Annotated in this window: 14 protein-coding genes; 5 read left to right on the top strand and 9 right to left on the bottom strand. The window is 65.0% G+C overall.

Features of this window, described 5'->3' with window-relative positions; genetic code table 11:
- The first annotated feature begins 22 nt into the window (after window positions 1–22).
- Together O6Y00_RS10460 and O6Y00_RS10455 are read left to right on the top strand one after the other, a co-directional pair.
- Window positions 23–859 (top strand): helix-turn-helix transcriptional regulator, encoded by an 837-nt coding sequence (locus O6Y00_RS10460; RefSeq protein WP_353442524.1) that lies wholly within the window; start codon window positions 23–25, stop codon window positions 857–859.
- A gap of 62 nt (window positions 860–921) precedes the next feature.
- Window positions 922–1425 (top strand): peptide-methionine (S)-S-oxide reductase, encoded by a 504-nt coding sequence (locus tag O6Y00_RS10455; RefSeq protein ID WP_353442522.1) that lies wholly within the window; start codon window positions 922–924, stop codon window positions 1423–1425.
- Window positions 1426–1497: 72 nt separating this feature from the next.
- Here O6Y00_RS10455 and O6Y00_RS10450 read toward each other — a convergent pair whose 3' ends face one another.
- Window positions 1498–3795, bottom strand: coding sequence for a GH92 family glycosyl hydrolase (locus tag O6Y00_RS10450; protein WP_435368616.1), 2298 nt, complete (start codon window positions 3793–3795; stop codon window positions 1498–1500).
- A gap of 200 nt (window positions 3796–3995) precedes the next feature.
- Here O6Y00_RS10450 and O6Y00_RS10445 point away from each other — a divergent pair, with 200 nt between their 5' ends.
- Entirely contained in the window at window positions 3996–6440 is a 2445-nt protein-coding gene (locus tag O6Y00_RS10445) for a GH92 family glycosyl hydrolase (protein WP_353442520.1), read from the top strand.
- A 92-nt stretch (window positions 6441–6532) separates the two neighbouring features.
- Here O6Y00_RS10445 and O6Y00_RS10440 read toward each other — a convergent pair whose 3' ends face one another.
- The 6 genes from O6Y00_RS10440 to O6Y00_RS10415 all read right to left on the bottom strand — a co-directional run bounded on the left by O6Y00_RS10440 (window position 6533) and on the right by O6Y00_RS10415 (window position 18635).
- Window positions 6533–8863 (bottom strand): GH92 family glycosyl hydrolase, encoded by a 2331-nt coding sequence (locus tag O6Y00_RS10440; RefSeq protein ID WP_353442519.1) that lies wholly within the window; start codon window positions 8861–8863, stop codon window positions 6533–6535.
- A 22-nt stretch (window positions 8864–8885) separates the two neighbouring features.
- Window positions 8886–10322 carry a glycoside hydrolase family 125 protein gene (locus O6Y00_RS10435; protein ID WP_353442687.1) on the bottom strand — a complete coding sequence of 479 codons (1437 nt, stop codon included), beginning with the start codon at window positions 10320–10322 and terminating at the stop codon, window positions 8886–8888.
- Between the two features lie 28 nt (window positions 10323–10350).
- Window positions 10351–12714 (bottom strand): GH92 family glycosyl hydrolase, encoded by a 2364-nt coding sequence (locus O6Y00_RS10430; RefSeq protein WP_353442518.1) that lies wholly within the window; start codon window positions 12712–12714, stop codon window positions 10351–10353.
- 76 nt (window positions 12715–12790) lie between these two features.
- The gene (locus O6Y00_RS10425) at window positions 12791–13843 is read right to left on the bottom strand and encodes a glycoside hydrolase family 43 protein (protein ID WP_353442517.1); all 1053 of its coding nucleotides are present in this window, start codon (window positions 13841–13843) and stop codon (window positions 12791–12793) included.
- A 108-nt stretch (window positions 13844–13951) separates the two neighbouring features.
- Window positions 13952–16963: a TonB-dependent receptor gene (locus O6Y00_RS10420; RefSeq protein WP_353442516.1), complete on the bottom strand. Its 3012-nt coding sequence runs from the start codon at window positions 16961–16963 to the stop codon at window positions 13952–13954.
- A gap of 460 nt (window positions 16964–17423) precedes the next feature.
- On the bottom strand, window positions 17424–18635 hold the full coding sequence (locus tag O6Y00_RS10415) for an ROK family transcriptional regulator (RefSeq protein ID WP_353442515.1): 1212 nt from the start codon (window positions 18633–18635) through the stop codon (window positions 17424–17426).
- Window positions 18636–18981: 346 nt separating this feature from the next.
- Here O6Y00_RS10415 and O6Y00_RS10410 point away from each other — a divergent pair, with 346 nt between their 5' ends.
- The gene (locus O6Y00_RS10410; RefSeq protein ID WP_353442514.1) at window positions 18982–19845 is read left to right on the top strand and encodes an endonuclease/exonuclease/phosphatase family protein; all 864 of its coding nucleotides are present in this window, start codon (window positions 18982–18984) and stop codon (window positions 19843–19845) included.
- 135 nt (window positions 19846–19980) lie between these two features.
- Window positions 19981–22224, top strand: a complete 2244-nt coding sequence (locus O6Y00_RS10405) for an alpha-galactosidase (RefSeq protein ID WP_353442513.1) — start codon at window positions 19981–19983, stop codon at window positions 22222–22224.
- Window positions 22225–22284: 60 nt separating this feature from the next.
- Here O6Y00_RS10405 and O6Y00_RS10400 read toward each other — a convergent pair whose 3' ends face one another.
- Both O6Y00_RS10400 and O6Y00_RS10395 read right to left on the bottom strand, forming a co-directional pair.
- Window positions 22285–23019: a SapC family protein gene (locus tag O6Y00_RS10400; RefSeq protein WP_353442512.1), complete on the bottom strand. Its 735-nt coding sequence runs from the start codon at window positions 23017–23019 to the stop codon at window positions 22285–22287.
- Entirely contained in the window at window positions 23016–24620 is a 1605-nt protein-coding gene (locus O6Y00_RS10395; RefSeq protein WP_353442511.1) for a tryptophan halogenase family protein, read from the bottom strand. The genes O6Y00_RS10400 and O6Y00_RS10395 overlap by 4 nt, the downstream gene beginning before the upstream one ends.
- Window positions 24621–24654 lie beyond the last annotated feature (34 nt).

Below are 24654 nucleotides of genomic sequence, written 5' to 3'. Positions count from 1 at the left end.
ATAGCCAACAACAGGATCGCGCATGGCCAGCGAAGCGGGCAACCCACTCGGCGCCTATTTGCGCGACCGCCGCGCGCGTCTCGACCCGGCGGCGTTGGGATTTGGTGGTGGCCGGCGGCGTACCCCGGGGTTGCGCCGCGAAGAGGTGGCCAGCCGCGCCAACATCAGCCCGACCTGGTACACATGGCTGGAGCAAGGTCGCGGCGGCGCCCCGTCCGCCGACGTGCTCGACCGCATCGCCAAGGGCCTGATGCTGACCGAGCCGGAGCGCGAGCATATCTATATCCTGGGTCTCGGCCGTCCGCCCGAGGCACGCTATCAACCGGTCGACGGCATCTCCCCGCGGTTGCAGCGCGTGCTCGACGGGATGGTGCTGAGCCCGGCGATCATCAAGACCGCGCTGTGGGACGTCGTCGGCTGGAACCGGGCGGCAGCGCTGCTGCTGACCGACTATGCCAAGCTGCCGCGCGAAGGCCGCAACATCCTCCGTCTGATGTTCGGCAGCGACCGCGTCCGCGCGCGCAACGAGGACTGGGACGGCATCGCCCGCTTCGTCGTCGGTGCGTTTCGCGCTGACGTGACGCGAGCGGGCGCCAACACCAGCGCGGCCGCCACGGAACTCGTCGCCGAACTGTCGCGCATCAGCCCGGACTTCGCGGCGCGATGGCAGGACAACGACGTCGTCGCGCACGGCGAGGGGGTGAAGCGTATCCATCATCCCGACGCGGGGCTGCTCGCGATGGAGTTCTCCTCGTTCGCCGTCGAAGGTCGACCCGAACTCGGGATGATCGTCTACAACCCTGCCCAGTCAGACGATGCCGAGCGGCTGCGTATCCTGCTCGACGGTGATCAGGACTGACGAGGATCGGACGATAGCGGTGCAGTGAATGAGGCCCGCACGACGGGTGCGGAAGGTTGGCAGTGGAAAAGATCGGCTTTGGCGGGGGGTGTCACTGGTGCACCGAAGGCGTGTTCCAGGCGCTGAAGGGCGTCCTTCAGGTTGCGCAAGGCTTCATCCAGTCGGAGGCGCCTTCCGACACATGGGCGGAGGGCGTGATCGTGAGCTTCGACCCCGGGGTGGTCAGCCTGGAGATACTGGCCGAGGTTCACCTCAGGACGCATTCGGCGAACGGGACCTATTCGCCGGGCGGGCGGTATCGAAGCGCGATCTATGTCTTCGAGGCAGAGCAGCGCGACACGGCAATGCGCGCGATCGCCCGTTTTGCAACGGAGACGGGCGCGGCGTCCCGCACGCTCGTGCTGCCTTTCCTCGGCTTCAAGCCGTCGGACGGGCGCTACCAGAATTATTACCGGACCGACCCGTCCCGGCCGTTCTGTCGCCGCTACATCGACCCGAAGCTGAATTATATCCGGCGTCACTTCGCCGAGGTCGCGCTCCCCGATGCCACGGATCGTGCGCCATGAGCCAATTTCCCGGTCCATGATCGCACCGCCGGGTGACCCGCCCGGCGCACATCGAGAGCGATCGCGATCCGATCAGTACGGCGTCATCGAATAGGGACGCGCCGCCTTCGCGGTTGCCCAGCGCGTATTCGGGGTAGCCTGCATCGTGAAGCGCAACTCTCCCCCTGCGAGGATCTGCGCATGCGTGACGACGCTCTTCGCAAGCGGTACGCCGTTCAGCGTAACGCTGCCGACATAGCGGTTGGTATCCGACAGCCCGTCCGCGATCACCGTGAAAAGCTTGCCGTTGGGCAATGTCATCGCCGCGCGGTTCACGAACGGCCGACCGATCACATATTCGCCGGTGCCCGGCGCGACCGGGTAGAAACCCAGTGCCGTAAACACGAGCCAGGCCGACATCTGGCCGAGATCGTCGTTCCCCGATAGTCCGTCCGGCGTCGGCTTGTACTGGCTGTCGACGATCTGCTTCAGCCGCTCCTGCGTGCGCCAAGGTTTGCCGGCGAAATCGTAGAGATACGCGACGTGGTGGCTCGGTTCGTTGCCATGGATATACTGGCCGATCAGCCCGGCGATGTCCTCGGCATGGCTGTAGTCGATCTTCGAATTGTCGAAGTCGAACATCGCGTCGAGCTTGGCGACGACCTTGGTATCACCGCCAAGCAGGCGGAACAGCCCGCCCTGGTCGTGCGGCATGAACCAGGAATATTGCCAGGCGTTGCCCTCGGTATAATCCGAGCCATAATTGATCGCGGTCGGATCGAACGGCGTGCGGAAGCTGCCATCGGCCTTGCGCGCGCGCAGGAACCCGGTCTTCACGTCGAAGCTGTTGCGCCAGTTGCCCGCGCGCTTTTCGAACCGGTCGGCGACATCGGTCCGCCCGAGCGACCGCGCCATCCGCGCGATCGTCCAGTCGTCATAGGCATATTCGACCGTCTTCGAGGCCGCTTCGGGCTCCTTGTCGATCGGGACGTAGCCGCGCTTCATGTACTCGCCGAGCCCGCCATAGGGCGCGTATTCCGCGCTCGCGACCATCGCGTCGAGCGCCGCATTGGCGTCGTAGCCGCGCATACCCTTCAGATACGCGTCGGCGATCACCGGTACCGCGTGATAGCCGATCATCGTCCACGTCTCGCGCCCGGCGAACTGCCAGACCGGCAGGATACCGTAGGGGCTGAACCGCCGGCTGGCGACGAGCGAGCGGACGACGTCGTCGGTGGTGCGCGCAGGCTGGACCAGCGTCAGCAGCGGGTGTTCGGCCCGGAACGTATCCCAGAGCGAGAAGGTCGAACGGAAGATGTAGCCGTCGGCGACGTGAACCTGGTCGTCGGGCCCGCGGAAGCGGCCATCGGCGTCGCTCCAAACGCTTGGCGCGAGCAGGCTGTGATACAGCGCGGTGTAGACGCTGGTCCGCATCGGCTTGGCCGCATCGATCGCGATCGCGCCCAAGGCCGTGTCCCACGCCGACCGCGTCGCCGCGCGGACCGTATCGAAATTGCCAGGTTCGCTAGCGAGGTTGGCGATCGCCCCCGCCTCGTCGACGCCGGACAGCGCGACGCGTACCTCCAGCGGGGTGTTCAGCTTGCCGAAATCGAGCCTTGCCTCCAGCGCGCGGCCGAGCGTCTCGGCGACCGCATCCGAACCGCGGCTCGGGCCCTGGAATCCCTTGTAGGGAATGTCGGCCTCGCGATTGACGAAGGCGTGATCGGCGATCGGTGCCGAGAACCGCATCGCGAAGTACAGTTTGCGTCCCGGCGCCCAGCCGCGCGTCTCGCGCATCCCGGTCAGCGTGCCGTCGGGCATCAATCGCAGCGACGACCAGGAGATCTTGCCGGGATAATTGTACAGCGAACTCCGCAGGTCGATGACGAGATGCGCCTGCGCGCCCGCTGCGAATGTGTAGCGGTGCACGCCTATCCGCGTGCCCGCGGTCATTTCCGCGCGGACCTTCGCGTCGTCGAGCGTCACCGCGTAATAGCCGGGATGCGCTTCCTCGGTCGCGTGCGCGAACCGCGATCGATAGCCCGATCCCGGGAGGGTCGGATCGCCGGGATCGAGCGAGACGGTCGCGCCCGATACGGGCATGACCAGCACGTCGCCGAGGTCGGAATGGCCCGCGCCCGAGAAATGCGTGTGGCTGAAGCCCTGGATGGTCGGGTCGTCGTAGCGATAGCCCGCCGCATGGCCATAGCATTTGCGGATTTCGCACGACGTGTCGGTGTCGGGGCTGAGCTGGACCATGCCGAACGGCGCGGTCGCGCCGGGGAAGGTATGCCCCTCCCCGCCCGTGCCGATGAACGGATCGACCGCGTCAACGGGCGCGGATGGTGTCTGCGCCTGAGCCGCGCGGGGCGGCATCGGCTGCGTTGGCATCGGCCGCGTTGAAACCGCCTGGGCCAGCGCCGATCCCGAAAGCAACAGCGAAAGGATGATGAGTCTGGACATGACGGGATCTAAGCATTTCCCGGCAGTTCGCTCAATTGACAAACAACCTTTTTTATTAAATAAATATCGGGATCGGCTGTCGCTCCGTCAGAGAGCAGGTAATCAGCAGCGGCAGGGATGGATGGCACATGAAAGCTGATCGCGTCGTCACCCGGCCTCGCTCACGTCATGCCGATGCTGCACGTCGCGCTCGCCAATGCTGCATCGCAGCAATGACGATGCTCACGCTGCTGCCGGGTGTGCATGCCCAGACCACCGCAGTCGCCGCTCGAGATCCCGTCGACGAGGCCAATCCGCTGGTCGGCACCGCGCCGCTCGACCGGCCCGACCTGATCGGCAACGCACCACCGCCCGGCGAGCCGGTCTATTCCGGCATCACCTCGGCCGGCGCACGATTCCCCCACAGTGCGACGGAGGCGGCCCCGGTCAACGTCAACCTCGAGCTGAGCTACCCGAACGGCGTCCCGGCCCCGTATAATTACCCGAACCCGACCATGATCGGCTTCACCGGCGGCGGCGGGCCATCCTATGGCGGACGCGCGCAGCCGATGATCATGCCGGTGGTCGGCGACTGGACGGTGCCGCCCGCCTACAGCCAATCCTATTATGACAAGGCGCGCGAGATCGCCTCGCCCGGCTATTATTCGGTCTATCTCAACACGTTTCGCACCGCGGTCGAGCTGACCGCGACGCGCTCGGCGACCCTGATGCAGTTCACCTTCCCGGCGAGCGAGCGATCGAACCTGATCGTCAACCTGCGCCGCGCGGGCGGCGCGGTGGAGATCGTCGGCGATCGCATGATCCGCGGTGTGTCTGCGGCGGACAGCGACCGCGAACAGGACCGCGGACGCTATTTCGTCGCCGAATTCTCGACGCCGTTCGCGCGCTTCGGAACCTTCCAGGGGCGTGTCGATCGCAAGGGCTGGGGGATCGGGGAAGCCGACGTCGCGGCGAGCCGGCGCAGCATCACGGGCGCGTTCGCGGGTGGCTATCTGACGTTCACGACCAAGGCGGGCGACAAGATCCTGATGCGGATCGCGCACGGCACGAGCTACGCCGACGCCGCGGCACGTCTGCACCACGAACTGCCGGACTGGAATTTCGCGCGCGTCCACGAGGCAGCACGCGCGGCATGGGCCAGCTTGCTCGACAAGGCGCAGGTCACCGGCGGGACGGCCAAGCAGCGGATGCTGTTCTATTCGACGCTGTTCCAGTCGTTCGCGAGTCCGCGGCTGATCGCGGCCAAGGGCGAGAGCTTCACCGACGCCAGCGGCCGCATCCAGACGGCGACCTATGATCGCTACGGTCCGGTGCCGTTCTGGGATACCGGCCGCAACCAGATCGTGCTGATGGAGCTGCTCGAGCCCGACGTGATCGCCAACGTGATGCGCTCCGAACTCGATATGGCCCGCGAGCGCGGCTACATGAACACGTCGTTCCACGGCGACAACGCGGTCTTCCTGTATCTGGGCGCGTGGAAGCGCGGCATTCCGTTCGATTACGCCGCCGTCTACGACTATCTCCGCCGCAACGCGACCGACCCGAAGGGGCCGCGCGGCTATCTCGCCGAATATCAGCGCCAGGGCTGGATCGCCGACGAGATCCCGGCCGGCAACCCGAGCCCGCCCTATGCTGGCGGTAAGGCAGGCGCGGCGACGACGCTGGAATATGCCTGGGACGACGCGGCGATGGCGGAGTTCGCAGATCGGCTTGGCAAGAGCGCCGACGCGGCACTGTTTCGTCAGCGCAGCCTGAACTACCGCAACGTCTTCGACCGTTCGATCGGCTTCGTTCGCGGCCGCACTGCCGACGGCAAGTGGATCGCGCCGTTCGACCCGCAGGAACCCTATTATAATTTCATGATGAAGGAAGCGTCGGGCTGGTCGACGCTATGGCTGGTGCCGCATGACGTCGCGGGGCTCGAAACGCTGCTCGGCGGACGCGCGAAGTTCAACGTCAAACTCGATCGGTTCTTTGCGACACCCTACACTCCCAAGGGCATCTGCCGCGATTGCACGGGCATGATCGGGCAATATGTCCAGGGCAACCAGCCCGATCAGCACGCCCCCTATCTCTACGCCTGGAGTGGGCAGCCGTGGAAGACGCAGGCGATCACGCGGCGTATCCTCGACACGCTCTACGGCAGCGACGCGTCGGGATACGGGTATCCGGGGATGGACGATCAAGGGGCGACGTCGTCCTGGTATGCGATGAGTGCGATGGGCTTCTATCCGGTCGATCCGTCGAGCGACGTGTACGTGCTTGGCAGCCCTGGGTTCGACGACGTGAAGCTGAAGCTTGGTACCGGCCGCACGCTGGAGATCACCGCGCTCAACAACTCGCCGACGAACATGTATATCCAGTCCGCCACGATGAACGGGCGGCCGTGGACGAGGCCCTGGTTCCGTCATGCGGACATCAAGGACGGCGCGACGCTCGTGCTACGGATGGGTCCGACGCCCAACACCGCCTGGGGTAGCGAGATCCGCGACGCTCCCCCTTCCGTTTCCTCGGTTTCCCCCGCTCTGCCCAATCCCCGACGGGCCGAGATCCGTACGCCGGCGCACCCCTAGCCGGCGTTGCGGTCTTTCGACGCTCCGGGACGCAAGGTCCCGGAGCGTTCTTTTTTGAGATCGACGACGTTGTCGCCGGATGCCTGCGAAATTCAGGCGGGTCCTACACCATAGGATGGCGGGCGATCCTGTTTCGCGGCACCGAACCGCGACGGCCTGTCGCCCATAGTGAAGACGAGTTCGCCTCCCTGTACGAGGTCGGCATGGCGGATCCAGTTCCGCGTCCACGGCTTGCCGTTCCAGCGAACCGATTGAACATAGGGCCGGTCGGCCGCATTGCCGATCGCGCGAACGCGGAGCGTCCTGCCACCACCAAGCTGGACGTCGGCGATGTCGAACAGCGGCGAGCCGAATACATAGACGCCGCTGACCGGATCGACGGGATAGAAGCCGAGCGACGACAACACGAACCACGCGCTCATCTGGCCGCAATCGTCGTTGCCGATCACGCCGTCCGGCGCCGCCTTATACATCTCGGTGAGCAGGCGCCGCACCATCGCCTGCGTCTTCCACGGCGCGCCTGCGAAAGCGTAGAGATAGGCCGCGTGCTGATCCGGCTCGTTGCCGTGCGCATATTGGCCGACCAGTCCCGAAATATCGGGCGGCGCGTTGCGCGGCATGGTCGAGGGCGCCGTGAACAGCGCATCGAGCTTGCGTTCGAACGCCTGGTCGCCGCCGAACATCGCGATCAGCCCGTAGCTGTCATGCTGGTTGAGGAACGTCGCCTGCCAGCCATTCGCCTCGGTATAGTCGCGTTGCTTGTCCGGCTGGTGGCCGAGCTGGATCGGATCATAGTCCTTCCACCAGCTGCCATCGGCGAACCGCGGTCGGGCAAAACCGATGCCGGGATCGATGACGTTGCGGTAGTTGAGACTGCGCTTGCGCAACGTCCTGGCGTCGTCATGCGCGCCGGCCGCGTCGGCGAGCACGGCCATCGCCCAGTCGTCATAGGCATATTCCTGCGTGCGGCTGACCGACTCCCAGGTCTTGTCGGCGGGGACGAAGCCGAGGTCGTAATAGAAGCCGCGGCCCAGCGTGCTGTCGACGTCCTTGAAGGTGCGATCGAACGCGCGGCGACGGATCTGCGGCCAGGCCGAGGCATAATCCGCCTTGATGCCCTTGGCGCAAGCCTCGGCCATCACCGACACGCCGTGCCAGCCGATCATGCAGGCGGTCTCGACGCCCTGCAGCGGCCAAACCGGTGGCCCCGCCGGGCTCTGGATCGTCTGGCGAACCAGATCGCGAACGAACAATCCGGCCCGGTCGGGCCGCACCAACGTCAGCAGCGGATGAAGCGCACGGTACGTGTCCCACAGCGAATAGGCGCTGAAGGCCGCCTCGCCCGCGGGCACGGTATGCACCTGCCGGTCGAGCCCAACGTATCGGCCGTCCCGATCGGTAAACAAGGTCGGTGACAGGAACGCGTGATAGAGTGCGCTCGCCATGATCGTCCGCTGTTCGGGCGTTCCACCCTCGACACGAACGGCATCGAGCTCGCTGGCCCAGCGCCGCGCCGCCGCTGCGCGGGTGGCGTCGAACGCCCAACCCGGCGCCTCGGCAGCCAGTGCGGCTTTCGCGCCTGCGACGTCGACCGCCGATATGCCGGTCTTTATCTCGATCGGCGCACGACCGGCATCGTCGAAGAACAAAGCGACCTTGAGGCGATCGCCCGTGATTCCGGTCGCGCCCTTGGCGGCTGGCACGTCGCCGTTGCCGAAGAACGTCACGCGGTCCGGACGGCGCGAAAACCGCATCGCGAAATGGATCCGCCGGCCCTTGGCCCAGCGGTGGACACGCCGGCTGCCGGTGAGCAGACCATCGGCATCGAGGTGCAATGACGCCTCGTCGATCAGTGTGCCCTTGTCCCAGACGTCCTGGATCATGTGCGCCAGATCGATCAGGATGTGGCCCTCGCCGGCAGGGAAGTGGTAGCGGTGCTGGCCGGTCCGCTCGGTGACCGTGAGTTCGGCGAGTACCCCGGACTCCAGCCGCACGCGGTAATAGCCGGGCTCGGCAAACTCGTCGGAGAAACGCTGGCGATACCCTTCGTCGGGCTTGTCGAGCGCACCCGGAACCAGCTTGAGCGGCCCACGCGACGGCACCACCAGCACGTCGAGCATGTCGCCGATGCCGGTGCCGGACAGATGGGTATGCGAGAATCCCATGATCGAGCCGTCGTCGCGGTGATACCCCGAGCAGGCATCCCAGCGCGCATTGTCGGTATCGGGGCCCAGCTGCACCATCCCGGACGGCAGCGACGGCCCCGGAAAGGTGTGGCCGTGACCTCCGGTGCCGACGAACAGGTCGGGTTTCCCCGCGGCGGGTCGCGCAGCGGTTGCTGCCCAAGCCGCGCCGGGGAGCACGCCCGCGAGCGAGGCGAGCCCGGTACCGAGCAGCAACTCGCGGCGATTGGCGGTCGTCATCGCGTATATCCTTCGTACTGTGTCAGTAATGCTCGGCAAGCAACGCCGGCTTGCGGCGTTCGAGATCGAGCATCAGCTCGCCGAACAGCCCGTTGGCCCAGGCGAACCACGTCCGCGTGAACTTCGCCGGATCATCCTTGTCGAAGGACTCATGCATGAAACCGGTGTTGGCGTGCGTCGTCTTCAGCCAGCGCAGGCACTGGCGGATGACCGCGTCGTCGTCGCTGTTCATGGCATGCGTCAGGATCGACATCGGCCAGATCTGGTCCAGCCCGATATGCGGCCCGCCGATCCCCTTCGCCGCGGTTCCTTCGAAATAATAGGGATTGCGGCTGCTCCAGGCGAGCGCCGCCGTACGCCGGAACACCGGATCGGTACGGTCTGCCGCGCCGATCAGCGGCAGTCCCGAGAGGCTCGGCACGTTCGCATCGTCCATGAAGATGGCGTTGCCGAAACCGTCGACCTCGAACGCCCAGACTTCGCTGCCCTTGCCATCCGCCATCTTGCCGTGCGCATCGAGCGCGGCCTGAACCTCCGTCGCCAACGCGAGGCAATCCTGCGCCGCGGCGGTGTCGCCGCGCGCTTCGCGGTAGACCTGGGCGAGCATCTTCAGCGCGGACACGGCGAACAGGTTCGACGGGATCAGGAACGGCAGCACGCAAGCATCGTCCGAGGGTCGGAAGCCCGAATGGATCAGACCGACCTTGCGCGTCGGTGCGCCATAGCCGCGCAGCATCAGCGTTTCGGTCGGTGATGGATCGACCCGTTGGAAGTGATACGGCCCCGGTCCGTCCTTGCGCTGCTGCTCGCGGAAGGTCGCGACGGCACGGGCGGCGCCCTGCGCCCAGAGCGCGTCGAATGGCGCCTTGTCGTGGGTCGCGGTCCAATATCCGTGCGCGAGGCGCATCGTGTAGCAAAGCGAATCGATTTCCCATTTCCGCTCGGCGACGCCCGGCTTCATGTCGGTCTTGTCGTTGATCGCCGACAGGTTCGACCTGGCGGTCGGATCCTCCATGTACGCGTTGGCGTAGGAATCGAGCAGGATGCACCGCGCCTGACGCTGGATCAGCCCGTGGAACACGCGTCGCAGCCCCGCATCCTTCGACGCCAGGTGGACATAGGTCTGCATCTGCGCCGAACTGTCGCGCAGCCATAGCGCGTTGATATCGCCGGTAATCACGAACGCGTCGGGTTTGCCGTCGACCTCGCCGAGCTTCACCGTGGTGTCGAGCGTGCACGGGTAGCAATTCTCGAAGAGCCAGGCGAGTTCGGGGTCGGCGATCTTGGCCTTCACGCGGACGATCTCCGCTTCCACCGCCGGACTGGTGAACCGTCGCTGCGCCTTGGGCGGCCGCTTGCTGGCGAAAGCCGACGTCGTGGCGGCCGCTGCGCCGGACGGGAGCATCGCCGTGATCCCGGCGGCCGCGGTCCCGGCCATCACGGCGCGTCGATCTATCATGGTCATGATCCGTCTTCCTACTGGCAGCTCAGGGCCGTGCCTGCGGGGCGCTCATCGAGAACGGCGCATTCGCCTTGCTGGTCGCCCAGTTCGTGTTGGGAGTCGGCCCCATGACGAACCGCAGCGTGCCGCCGCCCTGGAGCATCTCGCGCGACAGCCACGGCTTGTCGTGCGCCTTGCCGTTGAAGGTCACGGACTGGATGTAGACGTTCTTCGGTCCGTTATTCGGTGCCTCGATCGTCAGCGTCTTGCCGCCCGGCATCGTGACGCGGACCGCGCGGAACAGCGGGCTGCCGATCGCGTACTGGCCGACGCTCGGCGTGACCGGATAGAAGCCGAGCGCGGAGAACACGTACCATGCCGAGGTCTGGCCGTTGTCCTCGTCGCCCGGATAGCCGTCGGGCGTCGGCGAATAGAGCCGCGCCATCACGTCGCGCGCATGCGCCTGCGTCTTCCACGGCTGGCCGGCCCAGTCGTAGAGATAGATCATGTGCTGGATCGGCTGGTTGCCATGCGCATACTGGCCCATATTGACGATCTGCATCTCGCGCGTCTCGTGGATCACCGACCCGTAATAGCTGTCGTCGAACAGCGGCGGCCGGGTGAAGACGGAATCGAGCTTGTCGGTGAACGCCTTGTCGCCGCCGCTCAGGTCGATCAGGCCCTGCACGTCCTGCATCGCCGAGAAGCTGTAATGGATCGCATTGCCCTCGGTGAATGCGTCTCCCCAGGCATAGGGGTTGAACGGCGTCATCCAGCTGCCGTCCTTGTTGCGGCCGCGCATCCAGCCCGATTGCGCGTCGTAGAGCTTGCGATAGTTCTGCGCCTGCGCGGCATATTTCGTCGCGTCCGCAGTCTTGCCGAGCGCAGCGGCGAGGCGGGACAGCGAGAAGTCCGCGGTGGCGTATTCAAGCGTGCGCGCGGCGCTTTCGTTGATGCCGACGTCGTAGGGCACGTAGCCGTATCTGTTATAATATTCGACGCCTTCGCGCCCGACCGCGCTGATCACGTTGCCCTTCACGTCGCGGGGCCGGCCTTCGGAGGTGGTCGCGTTCTTGACCATCGCTTCGTAGAGCTTCTCGACATCGAAGCCGCGCACGCCGTTGATGTAGGCGTCGGCGATGATGTTGCCCGAATTGGATCCGATCATCACGTCGCGCTGCCCCGGGCTCATCCATTCGGGCAGCCAGCCGCCTTCCTGATACGCGTTGGCGAGACCCTGCATGATCTGTCCGTCGAGGTCTGGCCGGACGAGCGCGAAGTAGGGGAAGACGGCGCGCCAGGTGTCCCAGAACCCGTTGTCGGTGAACAGCGGCCCGTCGTGCACCTTGCCGTCATAGGGGCTGTAATGCACCGTCTTGCCCGCCGCGTTCACTTCGTGAAACATGCGCGGGAACAGCAGCATGCGGTACATCGCGGAATAGAAGGTCCGGCGGTTGTCGAGGTTCGGATCGCTGACCTGGATGTGGCCGAGTTCCTTCTCCCACGCCGCCTTCGCCTTCGACTGGGTCTGCGCGTAGCTGTCGCGGCCGATCTCGCTGTCGAGATTGCGCTGCGCCTGTTCGGGGCTGATGAACGACGAGGCGACCTTCACGCCGACCTGTTCGCCGTCGCGCGTCTTGAAGCTGACGACCGCGCCGACATGCCCGCCTTCGCGCGTCGTCTCCGCGGTCATCTGCCAATTGTCGTCCCAGGTCCGGCTGACGGTGAAGTCGTGATCGAACTGCGCGACGAAATAATTGTGGAAATTGCCTGGCACGCCGCCGTGATTGTTGCGGACGTATCCGGTGATGCGGCGATTGGCGGCATCGATCCTGACCATCGATCCACCCGCGAGGCCGTCGAGCAGGATGTGCGCGTCATCGCTCTTCGGGAAGGTGAAACGGAACTGCGCCGCACGATTGGTCGGCGTGACTTCCGCGGTGACGTCATAGTCGGCGAGATAGACCTTGTAGTCGTACGGGTGGCTTTCCTCGGCCTTGTGGCTGTACCAGCTCGCCCGCTCGTCTTCCTTCAGCTTGAGCTCGCCGGTCTCCGCGAACAGCGAGAACGCGGCGTAATCGTTCATCCACGGACTGGGCTGGTGGGTCTGCTTGATCCCGTTGATCTTGGGGTCGTGGTACATATAGCCCCACCCGCTGCCGGGCTTGCCGGTCACCGGCGTCCAGAAGTTCATGCCCCATGGCACCGCGACCGCCGGATAGGTGTTGCCGTATGAGAGCTCGTGGTTCGAATCGGTCCCCATCAACGGGTTGACCAGATCGGAGAGCGCGACGTCCGGCTCAGCCGGCGGTGCCTCGCGCGCGATCGCGGCGCCGATCGGGGGCGCGATCAGAGCGGTGCAGGCAAGGAGCGCGACGGCGCCGCGCAACGCGGGAACGAGGGTCTTCAAGGCAATTCTCCCCTGAGCATTTTCTGTTTCGTCGGCGACGCGGAAGGTGCGGGACCGAGCAGTGTCGCGGGTCGCCTCACCGGGCGCCGCGGATCGGCAGGGCAGCAACGCCCTGCCGGGTCATCACGACGGGCTTGATCGTGCCGTCGGGGGCGAAATACATCCGATCGATCGCGACCTGGCGATGCTCGCCGACGGTGTCGGTCAACGGGCGCCGATGATAGACGATGTACCAGTCGTCGGTGCCGGGCGCGTTGACGACGGAATGATGCCCGGCGCCGCGCGCAAGGTGTTCGTCCTGCGCCAGCACGGTGCCCATCGGCTTGAACGGGCCCAGGGCGGTTTTGCCCATCGCGTAGGCGACGCGGTAGTCGGCATCGGTCCAGCCGCCTTCGGACCACATCAGATAATAGATGCCGTTGCGCTTGATGACGAACGACCCCTCGACGTAACCGGGCGGCGTGATCTCCTTGTAGGTCGAGCCATCGGCGAACGGCAGCACGGTGCGCAGATCGGCGCTGAGGCGTACCACGTTGCAGTGCTTCCAGCCGCCGTAGTACAGATACACCTGCCCGTCGTCGTCGCGGTACACGAACGGATCGATCGGCTGCGCGCCATTGTGGAATGCCCCGATCAGCGGCTTGCCGAGCGCGTCCTTGAACGGCCCGCCCGGCGTATCGCTGACCGCGAGGCCGATGCCGCCGGTTTCCGCATCGCTCTGAATGTCGTTGGCGGCAAAGAACATGTAATAGCGCCCCTTCGCCTCGATGACCGATGGCGCCCAGACGGCGTAGCCTGCCCACGCCACGTTCGCGACGTCGAGCACATGGTCGTGCCGCGTCCAGTGAACGAGATCGGGCGACGAAAAGGCGTTGAAGAAGGTCTGCTTGGTGTAGGACGGCCGTATCGTGTGCCGGGTGCGCAATACCGCCTGCGAAGGCGAGAACCTCGGCGAGACATCGGGCTTGCCCGCATCGTCCGAATAGGTCGGATAGATCCAGTAACGGTTGCCGAACAGGCGGATCTCGGGATCGGCATACCAGCCGGGAATGGCGGGATTACCGGCATAGGCGACGCCCGCCACCAGCAAGGCTGCGGCTATGGAGAGCGCCGTCCGGGTTCTGGTCATCATATTCTCTGGGCCCTCACCGTTCCGTCTCCGACACCCCCCATCGATGACATGGGTGACTGGCATGGGATGGGGTGGCGTCTAATTGCCACCCCCGCCAGCCGATCGTCAGAAGTTATACTGCAGGCCTGCGTAGAACCGGCGGCCGGTATATTGGCTGGAATAATAGCGCAGGTCGGTATCGTTCCCCAGATGCGCGTTCTGCTCGGACTTGGTCAGGTTGATGACCGAGGCCGTCAGCGAAAACTGCGGCGTGATGTTGACCTGGCCGTTGAGATCGACCTGTTCGTATGGCGCCGAGTAGACGTTCAGGCCCGACACGATGCCGCCGACCTGCTCGCCCTTCCGGTTGTACGAGGCCCGCAGCAACACACCGTGCTTCTCATAGAATACCGATGCGTTCCACTGGGTCTTGGCGCTGCCGACCAGCGGCGAGGTGCCGATATTCTCGCCGTTCAGCGTCACGTCGGCGGTCGAGGTGTGGTTGTACGTGAAGTTCACCTGCGCACCGAGACCGAAGTCCAGCGTATGCTGTGCGTAAAGCTCGATGCCCTCGGACACGGCGCTGCCGCCATTGGCCTGGGTCGAGTATTGCTGGACGAGCACCTCCTGGCCCTGCACGGTCTGGGTCAGATCGAGGACGAGCGGCACCACGAAGTTCTTCACGTCCTTGCGGAACAAGGCTGCGCCAAGCACCGAGCCGCGATGGAAATACCATTCGGCGCCGAGATCATACGCCCATGCGGAGAACGGCTTGAGATCGAAATTGCCGCCATTGCCGAACCAGCCAACGCGCTCGCCGAACTGGGCGCGATCGAAGGTGTATGCCGGGGAGTTGAAGTTCAGCGATCGTGACGAGGCGAGATCGTTGAAGGCCGGCCGCGCGACGACCTTCGATACCGCGCCGCGGACCAGGACGTTGCTGGTCACGTCCCAGGCGATGTTGAAGCTCGGGAGGAAATCCGTGTACGACTTGGTCTCCAGAACGGGCGCGAAGACCCGCGTTTCGCGCTGACTCTGCGGAATGACCTGGCAGTTGCCGTCGGCGCCGAGCGGCACGGCCGGATCGAACGGCCCACCCGGCCCGTTCACACAATAATCATTCTCGAAGTACAGCGTATCGGTCGACCGGCCGGACTGCTTCGTGCTGGCCACGCGCAGGCCGATATTACCGCGGACGGGTCCGGTCTTGTAGTTGACCTGTGCATAGCCTGCCCAGATACGCTCGTTGATGTCGTACATGTTCTGCGGCTGGGCGACCTTGACCGCATTGCCGTAGGTCGCGTTCAGATAGCCGAGATATTCGGTGAGGTTGATGCCGGGAAACGACGTCGCGTTGAACCCACCGGGGATGTTGCCGATCCCGTCGCTGTAGAAGAAGCTCGGCTTGGCGACTGCACCCCCTGGCGTGTCCTGGAACCGGAGCTTGGTCGCCGGATCCACATACCAGTTGAGCTCGCCCGTCTCGCGGCGGATCTTGCCGTCACGCCACTTCCCGCCGATCTGGACCGAGTCGATGAAGCTGTCGAAATGCCGGGTGACGTCGAGCTGCGCATAGCGCTGCTGGATCGAACTGTTGGTGAAGCCCGAGCCGGTCGAACCGGTATCGATCTGCGCGATGCCGTTATTGAGGTTTGCCTGGAGCTCCGGCGAAAACGCCATGTTGAGCCCGCCGTCGCTGAAATCCCAGCTGCTCAGGTTGTTGCCGTTCGCGGTTACCGCCCCTGTCAGGCGTGGCTTGGCGGCGACGCTGAACTGCTCCGACGGGCCGCCGGTTGCGCGGGTCTTGCCCAGCACGAACGACACGTCGAGCCGGTCCTTGGTCCATTCGCCATGCACGTCGAAGGTGTTCGAAATATCCTTCTCCCGCGCGTAGCTGCCGGAGATCTGCGGCGTCTCCATCGTGCAGATCGGCGTTCTCGTCAGGCAGCCAGTCCCCGCCGCCGGCACCTGAAAGGTGGCCGACTGCATGATCGTGCCGCTCTTGTCGAACTGCGCACCGGTATAGAAATTGCCGTAGCCCCATTCCGGAATCTTCAGCGAGTTCGACTGGCGATCGCTGTTGAGCTGGAACCGGAAATAATTCGCCGTGATGTGAAGATTGTCGGTCGGCTTCAGTTCGAGCGTCGCCTGGAGGCCGATACGTTCGCGCTTTTCGGTGACGATCGTCTCGTTGACCGACTGCGGTGCCCAATACCCGTTGTAATGCGTGCCGGACTGGGTCGTGGGCGCCCTGTCCTCCGACCAGTAGGAAACGGAATCGTCGTTGGCGAAGGGTTTGCCGTTGACGTCGGTCGCCGGCGTCGGACCGCCGCGGCCGCCATCGGCCCACCACTGCCAACTCTCGGTCGAGCCATCCATCTCGCGGTTGGTGCGCTTCTGGTACGTGCCGCCGACCAGCAGGCCGATCGTCTTGTCTTCGTTGTGCCAGGACAGCTGGCCGGACGCCTGCGGCTCGATCTTCTTGGTGACGTCGGAATCGGTGCCCTCGATCGACACGAAGCCGGACCATGGCTTGAGATCGAGCGGACGACGGGTGTGAAGGATGACGGTACCGCCGACGCCGCCCTCGTCGAGCCGCGCTTCCGGCGATTTGAACACCTCGACGCTGCCGATCATGTTCGATGGCAGCAACACGTAGTTGAACGATCGCGAGGGATCGCCGCTGTCGGCCCCGGCGATGAAGTTGCCGTTGAGTTCGGTGAGCGTCAGGTCGGACTGCAGGCCGCGGATGCTGACCCGGCTGCCTTCGCCGCCACTACGCTCGATCACGACGCCCGGTACGCGCTGGAGCGAATCGGCGATGTTCTTGTCGGGAAACTTGCCGACGTCCTCGGCGGTGATCACGTCGACAAAGGCATTGGCGTCGCGCTTGCGGCTGAGACTCTTCTCGATCGACTGACGATAGCCGGTGACGACGATATCGTCGGCGTTGCCGGCATCCTGCGCGGCGGTGGCGGGCGCGCCGTCGGCGGCCGGGGCGGGTACGTTTTCGATCCCCGTCGGCTGCGTCGGCGCGGTCTGATTGCCGCCAGCGACCGGAGCGGGTGCCGCCTGCTGGGCATGCGCGATGCTGACCGTCCCTGCCAGCAAGCTGACCGAAACGAAGAGCCGCGCCAATGCTCGAGTGCGCAAAGATACCGCGGTGCGACAAACGGGGCGAACAGCCATCCTCAATTCCTCCTCCTGCAGGGCAAGATGCCGGACGGCTCTTTCCCTGATGCCCTTCACAATCCTCCGCCGTCTGCTTCGACCGAGCAGCATCAACGGGGAGACACCCGCGTTTTGCCAATATACAAAGCAAATTGTCAATTAGATTGTGACGATCGCGACGCTGCCGATGGCGATCAGCCGCCAACAGTCACAGCAGTGCGAAATATTGACGGTCGCCGATGCCGACCGCGCTGCAATGCAAATGCAATCGAAGCTGCGTTGCGGCGATGCTTCGCCCATGTTCGAAGACGATCGGCGGCGGGTGACACGGGGTCATTGCAATCGATTTCTGTCGACATGGCGAGAAGAGCGGCCGGTCGCCCGTCCGCATCTGTCCAGCGCTGTCCGTCAGATGCCCACCACCCGATCAATCTGCGGGCATCACGTCCCCGTTGGGCGTGGACGCTTTCCACAAGGCGCCCAGTTTCGGCAGCAGGAAGTGGCTGAACGGAAGGATCGCGGCGCCCACCGCGGGTGCGTCCTCGGACAACGCCGCGCGTTCGACCCTTGCGATGGACGGCGCATCGGTCGCATCGCGGATGATGGCGTTCAGGCGCTGCGCAAGGCGTTCGACGACCTGGCGTGGCAGCCGTCCTCCGATCAGCACCACCGAAGGGTTGATCAGGCAGTTGATCGCATCGAGCGGCGTGCAAAGCCGGTGCGCGGCCTGCTCGACCCAACCGTCGAGGCAGCGCGCGAAATCGGGCGGGGGGGCTTCGTCGCGCAGCGCCGCGACGCCGAAGCCGTGCCGTGCCAGATACTCGGCGAGACCCGACAACGAGACCAGCTTCTGGACCTGCTCGCGTTGGCCCGTTTCGACCGAAGCCGACATGAAGCCCAATTCTCCGCTGCGGCCATTGGCACCCCGGACATAATTGCCATCAAGGACGAAACCGCCGCCCAGCCCCGCCGAGATCAGGATATAGAAAAAGCTGTTGTAACGCTGGCCAAGCCCCAGTTGCATCTCTCCCAGGGCCGCCGCCGCGGCGTCGTTCTCGACGAACACCCGCAGCGGCAGCGGCTCGGCAAAGAGTTCGGCGACATCCAGACCCTCCCACGCGGCGTATCCCGCCGGGCGACCGGGCAGGCTGACCGATCCCAGGTCGTCGGGCACCGCCACGCCGAGACCGACCAGCTTCGAGCTTTCGACGTTCGCCTGACGCAACATCGTCTTGATCGATTTGCGATACAGCGACCGCACCTGATCGGGGAGCGCGAAATCGACTTCGACCGATTTCCGCGCCAGCACCTGACCGGCGAAATCGACCAGCACCACGGTGACGTGATCGCGATCGATGTTGATGCCGATCGAATAGCACGCGTCGCGACGTACCCTGAGGTTGGTAGGTGGCTGCCCGCGTCCGCCGCGGCGCTGCCCCGCCTCCTCGATCAGTCCGTCTTCGGTCAGACGTCGCGTGATGTTCGCGATCGCCGGTGCCGTCAGGCCGGTGATCCGGGCGAGATCGACACGCGTCAACGCGCCGCCGACGCGGATCGCCTGCAACGTGACGCGCTGGTTGTGATCCGCCGCACGTTCCAGGTTGGTCCCGGACAGCCGAGGCCGTTCACCTTGGGTCATGGACGCCTGACGAAGTTGCCATCGATGGCGGTGACATTCGGAGACGCAGTGCGCGGTCGTCTCTCATTCCGGTCCTGCATCCTGCTCGAGTAGGTGCGCTACCAATCCTCCGCGCGGGAACGAGCGTCAAGTGCAACTCCCCTCGTCAAGCGCGACGATCCGACGCCGCGACACGTTGCAAACCCGCATAGAAGGTTCGATTGAATTAGGAAACTTGATGTAATAATCGCAGCGCTACCGCCAGATATGCCGACCTTGCCGTTCGTAGTGATGATGCCGACACGCTTTGGTTGAGCGTCCGCCGGCTGGAGCATCCAACACACCGTGATCACATTGGGAGAAGGCCGTGAATACCATTGTCTGTCGGCATGCCGTCCTGACGCTCGCGGCGCTGCTCGCGGGGTGTGCGCCCTCGCTCCGCGTCATGACGTTCAACGTGCGTTATGCCTCCGACGAGGCGCCCAATGCGTGGTCGGAACGCAGACCTGTCATGATCGGGCTGATCCAGCATCTGCATCCCGACCTGATCGGCACGCAGGAATTGCTCCAGCGCCAGGGCGATGATCTCGTTGCCGGGTTGCCGCACTATCGCTGGTTCGGGCGCGATCGTCGCGGTGGCCACACCGACGAGCATATGGGCATCTTCTATCGACCCGACCGTCTGCGGATCGTCGAGCACGGTGACTTCTGGCTATCGGAGACGCCCGAGGTCATCGGGAGCATGAGTTGGGGCACCGACCTCGCCCGCATGGCGAACTGGGCGATTTTCGAAACGCGTCACCAGCCGTCCCGACGGTTCCTGTTCGTCGATACGCATCTGCCACACCGCGACCAGGACGCGGATGCTCGGCGCCGGGCCGCAGACCTCATCGTTGCCCGCCTGCCGCGTATCGCCAAAGGTCTGCCGGTGATCCTCGCGGGCGACATGAACGCGATACCATCGAGCAGCGCCTACGCCACGCTCTCCGCCGCACTGTCGGACGCGCGCGAACAAGCGAAAATTCGACGGGGTCCGGAAAACACGTTCCACGATTTTACCGGTATCCCGGACCGCCGGATCGACTATCTGTTCCTTCGCGGCGTTCACGCCACGGAGGTCGAGACGAGCACGATCCACCAAGGCGCCACATACCCGTCCGACCATTTCCCGGTCTGGGCCAAGCTGAAGTTCGACCGTAAAGCCAGCGAGCCGCCAGCCGGTGGTAAATGACCTTCGTCCCTTGGTGAGCAACGCATCTAACAGCACCGCGTAAGTTTCATCGCTTGCTACCAAAGCACTAATTATCATACCACGACTGCAATCGCTTGCAGGCCGTACCGGACCGCGCAACGCCAGGGGGTAGGTATGCGGAAGAAGGGGTTGTTCCTCGTTTCGGGGATCATCGCGGCAGTGTTCACGACGGCGGCTCAGGCGAAGGTCACGGCACCTCCAGGCGCGAAAATCTTCCGCCTCGACGGGGCGGGTGTCACCTACGCGATGGGGGTCGACGAGAAGGGATATCTGCAGCCGCTCTATTGGGGAGCACCGCTTGCAGCGGGCGATCCGCTGGTCGCCACCGATCCCGTCAGGACCGGCGATCCGGTGCTGGTCAAGGCGCCTGGCGAGCTTTCCGGGTTCGATCCCGCGGGCTCGGTGACGCTGCAGGAATATCCCGGACAGGGCGAGGGCCTCGTCAGCGATCCCGGGCTGAAGGCGATCTTCGGCGACGGCAATCGTGATCTCGTGCTCAAATATCGATCGCACACGGTCAGGGGCGAGACGTTGATCGTCGAACTGGCGGATATCCGCCGCCCGCTTACCGTGACGCTCCGGTACACGATCGATCCCGAGACGGGCGTGCTCGCGCGCTCGGCATCGGTGCACAACGGCGACAGCCGCCCGGTCCGCGTCGATCAGATCGCCTCCGCCGTGTTCACGCTGCCGGTCGGGGACGATTACCGCCTGCATTACCTGACCGGGCGCCATGCGGCGGAGTGGCAGAAAAAGGACGTCGCGATCACGCCCGCGCTGACGGTGCTCGAGAGTCGCCGCGGCTCGACCGGGCATGGCAACAATCCGTATTTCGCGATCGGCAGGCAGGGTGCCACGAGCGAGGAGCACGGCCCGGTCTGGTTCGGTGCGCTCGCCTGGTCGGGCTCGTTCCGAATCAGCGTCGGCCAGGACAATCTCGGCCGCATCCGCGTGATGGGCGGGTATAATCCCTACGACTTTTCCTGGTCGTTGAAGCCCGGCGAGACGCTCGACACGCCGATCTTCTACGCTGGCTATTCGGACGCAGGCATGGGCGGCGCGTCGCGGACCTTCCACAAGTTCGAAGTCGCACACATCATGCCCGGCGGCACCAAGGCCAAGCTCCGCCCCGTCCTCTACAACAGCTGGGAAGCGACCGCGTTCGACGTGACCGAGGCGGGCCAGGAAGCGCTCGCCGAGAAGGCCGCGAAGATCGGCGTCGAGCGGTTCGTGGTCGACGATGGCTGGTTCGGCGCGCGCAACAGCGACAAGGCCGGGCTCGGCGACTGGACGGTCAACCGGACCAAGTTCCCGAACGGGATGAAGCCGCTGATCGACAAGGTCCATACGCTGGGGATGGATTTCGGCCTGTGGGTCGAGCCCGAGATGGTCAATGTCGACAGCGATCTGTACCGCGCGCATCCCGACTGGGTGCTGAACTACACCGGCCGACCGCGGACCGAGGGTCGCAACCAGCTGGTACTCAACCTCGCGCGGAAAGACGTCCGCGACCATCTGCTCGGCGTGCTGGATAAGCTCGTCAGCGAGAACGATATCGCGTTCCTCAAATGGGATTATAACCGCAACTGGACCGAGCCCGGCTGGCCCGACATGCCCGTGCAGGATCAGCAGCGCGTCTATGTCGACTATGTCCGCAACCTGTATCACATCCTGACCGAGTTGCGGCGGCGGCATCCCAAGCTCGAGATCGAGGGGTGCTCGGGCGGCGGCGGGCGCGTCGATCTGGGCATCCTCGGGCTCACCGACGAGGTGTGGCCATCGGACAATACCGACCCTGCCGACCGGCTGATGATCCAGGACGGCTTTACCCAAGCCTACCCCACGTCAGTGATGATGGCGTGGGTGACGGACAGCCCCAATTGGGCGAACACGCGGACGACCTCGCTCGACTATCGTTTCCTGTCGTCGATGCAGGGCGGCCTCGGGATCGGCGCCAACCTCGACAAGTGGCAACAGGAAGACTTCACCACCGCGAGCAAATGGGTCGCCGCGTACAAGACGATCCGGCAGACGGTGCAGCGCGGCCAGCTGTACCGGATCGATCCGCCGTCGACCGACAATGCGACGTCCGCGACGATGTATGTTGCGCAGGATCACCGCCAGGGGGTGATGTTCCAGATGCTGCATTCGTCGATGTGGCGCGACAATCCCGCGCCGAACCATCCGCAAGGTCTCGATCCAAGCATCACCTACCGGGTGTCGATCCTGGGTGGCGGGGTGTTGCCGGAGGGCGTGCCCGCACGCGCGAGCGGCGCCTACTGGATGGAGCGCGGACTGCGTGCGCCGCTCAAGGGCGACTTCGTTGGTGTCGCATTCGTGTTCGACGCGGTCAGCTAGAGTGCGACGGTCTGCGGTCACGACGGACGTGATCGCAGACCGTCGTTCGGCCCAACAGCCTTAGAACGCGCTCAGCCCGTCGTCGTGGGACAGGCGAGTTATACGAAGCGGCTGCCGTCCGGCCGCGTTGTGAAGCTGGCACAGCCGCTCGACCTGCGCGAGCGATGCGGTGAGAAGCGCGGCCGAGGCTAGCGCGCCCGAACGATGCAGCCGAACCACGTCGGCGTCGGGTAGTCGCATCAGCGCTTCCTTGCCGATCGTGTACAGCCCCTCGATCGCATGGTCTCGTCCGTCATCGCCTTGCAGCACGAGATCGAGCGGACGGACGAGGTGGTTCGCCGCATAGCCGTCGACCAGGTCGCGCGCCGCGCCGATGTCGGTTACCAGCGTCTCCAACGCCGCGGCGACGCCCGTCAGCAGCGGCGACGGCTCACCATCATGGAACAGGGCGTCGCCAGATGCGCCGATCGCCGGATCGTCTTCGGCGACGGCAAGGCCAGCAACGCCGTTCTGGTCCAGCCGGAAAGCGCTCAACTGCAGCGCGCGCGGACAATAGGTCGCGTGGAAGCGACGATCGTGAACGAAGAGATTGATCGGCTCGACAAGGCCGACGAGCGCGACGAGGTTGAACCGTCCCGTATTGGCGTCCTTGGCGAGGCAGAGCGGCATGTCCGCCGCCGCCAGCGCGAGTTCGGACAGGCCGATCTGCACGATGCGCTGCGACGCCCCGACGACGGTACGATCGAAGCGAAGCGTTGCGTGTTCGGCCCGGTTCAGCGCGCGAACGCGGCTCATACCCGCTGCAGTCCATGCTCGCGCACCGCGCGCAAGAGATCACGGTGCTTCGGCAATTTGCTCACCAACTCGGCGCGAACCCGTTCGTTACGCGCAACGAACGCGGCGACCGTCGCGCCCTCGGCCGTCGCGGGCTCGCCGCGGTAGCTGCTGCCGAAGCGCATGCCGTGGAGCACATATTGATAGCTCGGCCAGGAAAACACCTCGCGGGCGTGTGCAAAATCCTGCGGCGCGGGCGAATGGTGTTTCCAGAGCTCAAGCCGTTCCCGCAACCCTTCGGGAACAGACGCCGCCGCCGCATTGTCGCGCCAGAACGCAGTGTCGCGACGCTGCGTGACGACGTAATGCAGCTTCAGGAATTCGATGATCCGCTGCCAATGGTGGCTGAACGTTTCGTTGAACTGTCGCGCGATGGAATCCATCGCCCCGCGGGTTTGCGGCAGTCGATCGACGAGCGTATCGAGCGACGTTTCGATCAGCATCAATGCCGACGCCTCGAGCGGCTCGAGAAATCCTGCCGACAGGCCGATGGCGACGCAGTTGTTCTGCCAGAACCGCTCGCGGTGTCCGGGTTCGAAGGCTATCTTGCGGACGGGCAGCGCGTTGCCCGCGGGGCCGACGTAACGGCGCAACGCTGCCTCGGCCTCGTCGTCGCTCGTGTAGCTGCTGCTATAGACATGACCGACGCCGCGGCGCGTCCACAGCCCGATATCCCAGATCCAGCCCGCGTCCTGCGCGGTCGAAATGGTATGACAGGCGATCGGGTCGTCCTCACCCCGATACGGCACCTGCATCGCAAGCGCGCGATCGGCGAACAGGATGTCGCGGCAGCTGCGAAACGGGACATCGTAGACCCCGCCGATCAGCAAGGCGGAAAAGCCCGAGCAGTCGACGAACAGGTCTCCCGCCAAGCTCCTTCCGTCGCCGAGTTCGACATCGCGGATGTCGCCATTATCGGCACGGTTCACGCGAACGACGTCGCCGATGACATGTTCGACACCGAGCGACCCGACGGCATGATCGCGGAGCAGCGTCGCGAACTTACCTGCATCGAGATGATAGGCATAATTGGCATGGCCGCCATATTCGGGGGCCGTGATCGTCTTGGGTGCCAACCCCGCATCGCACAGCGCCGACTGGTAATCGACCCAGTCGGCAAAGCTGCGTCCCTCGACGCCGGACTGCACGCCCGCCCCTTGCGTCGCGTCGTCCCCCGGCAGGCCGAGCCCGAGCCAATAGGGCGACAGATCGACCTCCCCTGCCCCCGCCGGCGGATTGAGCGGATGATAATAGGCATCTTCGGCGGTGCCGTCGGTCCATCCGACGAAGCGCGCGCCCTGCTTCAGCGCGGCGTCGCAGGAGCGAATGAACGTCGTCTCGCCGATCCCGATCTTGCGCAGCGTGTTGCGCATCGTGGGCCACGTCCCCTCGCCGACGCCGACGCTCGGGACATTGGCGGATTCGACCAAGAGAACCTTGAGCTTGCTTCCCCGGCTGACCGATCGCGCCGCAAGTCGACAGGCCGTCAGCCAACCCGCGGAGCCCCCTCCCACCACGACGATGGTCTCGATGGCGCCCTGGGGATGATCAGCGTTCGACATCACTTCTCCTGTATTTTTTGGCGCTATGGAGCAA

Source organism: Sphingomonas faeni (assembly GCF_040407565.1).
Classification (GTDB): domain Bacteria; phylum Pseudomonadota; class Alphaproteobacteria; order Sphingomonadales; family Sphingomonadaceae; genus Sphingomonas; species Sphingomonas faeni_F.
The sequence above is the reverse complement of the archived record's forward strand: the minus strand, read 5'-3'. Positions and strand labels throughout refer to the sequence as shown.

Excerpts from the sequence above, each read along its gene's own strand:
- O6Y00_RS10460 (WP_353442524.1), top strand. The coding sequence starts at position 23 with ATGGCCAGCGAAGCGGGCAACCCACTCGGCGCCTATTTGCGCGACCGC.
- O6Y00_RS10450 (WP_435368616.1), bottom strand. The coding sequence starts at position 3,795 with ATGCCAACGCAGCCGATGCCGCCCCGCGCGGCTCAGGCGCAGACACCA.
- O6Y00_RS10445 (WP_353442520.1), top strand. The coding sequence starts at position 3,996 with ATGAAAGCTGATCGCGTCGTCACCCGGCCTCGCTCACGTCATGCCGAT.
- O6Y00_RS10440 (WP_353442519.1), bottom strand. The coding sequence starts at position 8,863 with ATGACGACCGCCAATCGCCGCGAGTTGCTGCTCGGTACCGGGCTCGCC.
- O6Y00_RS10435 (WP_353442687.1), bottom strand. The coding sequence starts at position 10,322 with ATGATAGATCGACGCGCCGTGATGGCCGGGACCGCGGCCGCCGGGATC.
- O6Y00_RS10425 (WP_353442517.1), bottom strand. The coding sequence starts at position 13,843 with ATGACCAGAACCCGGACGGCGCTCTCCATAGCCGCAGCCTTGCTGGTG.
- O6Y00_RS10415 (WP_353442515.1), bottom strand. The coding sequence starts at position 18,635 with ATGACCCAAGGTGAACGGCCTCGGCTGTCCGGGACCAACCTGGAACGT.
- O6Y00_RS10405 (WP_353442513.1), top strand. The coding sequence starts at position 19,981 with ATGCGGAAGAAGGGGTTGTTCCTCGTTTCGGGGATCATCGCGGCAGTG.
- O6Y00_RS10400 (WP_353442512.1), bottom strand. The coding sequence starts at position 23,019 with ATGAGCCGCGTTCGCGCGCTGAACCGGGCCGAACACGCAACGCTTCGC.
- O6Y00_RS10395 (WP_353442511.1), bottom strand. The coding sequence starts at position 24,620 with ATGTCGAACGCTGATCATCCCCAGGGCGCCATCGAGACCATCGTCGTG.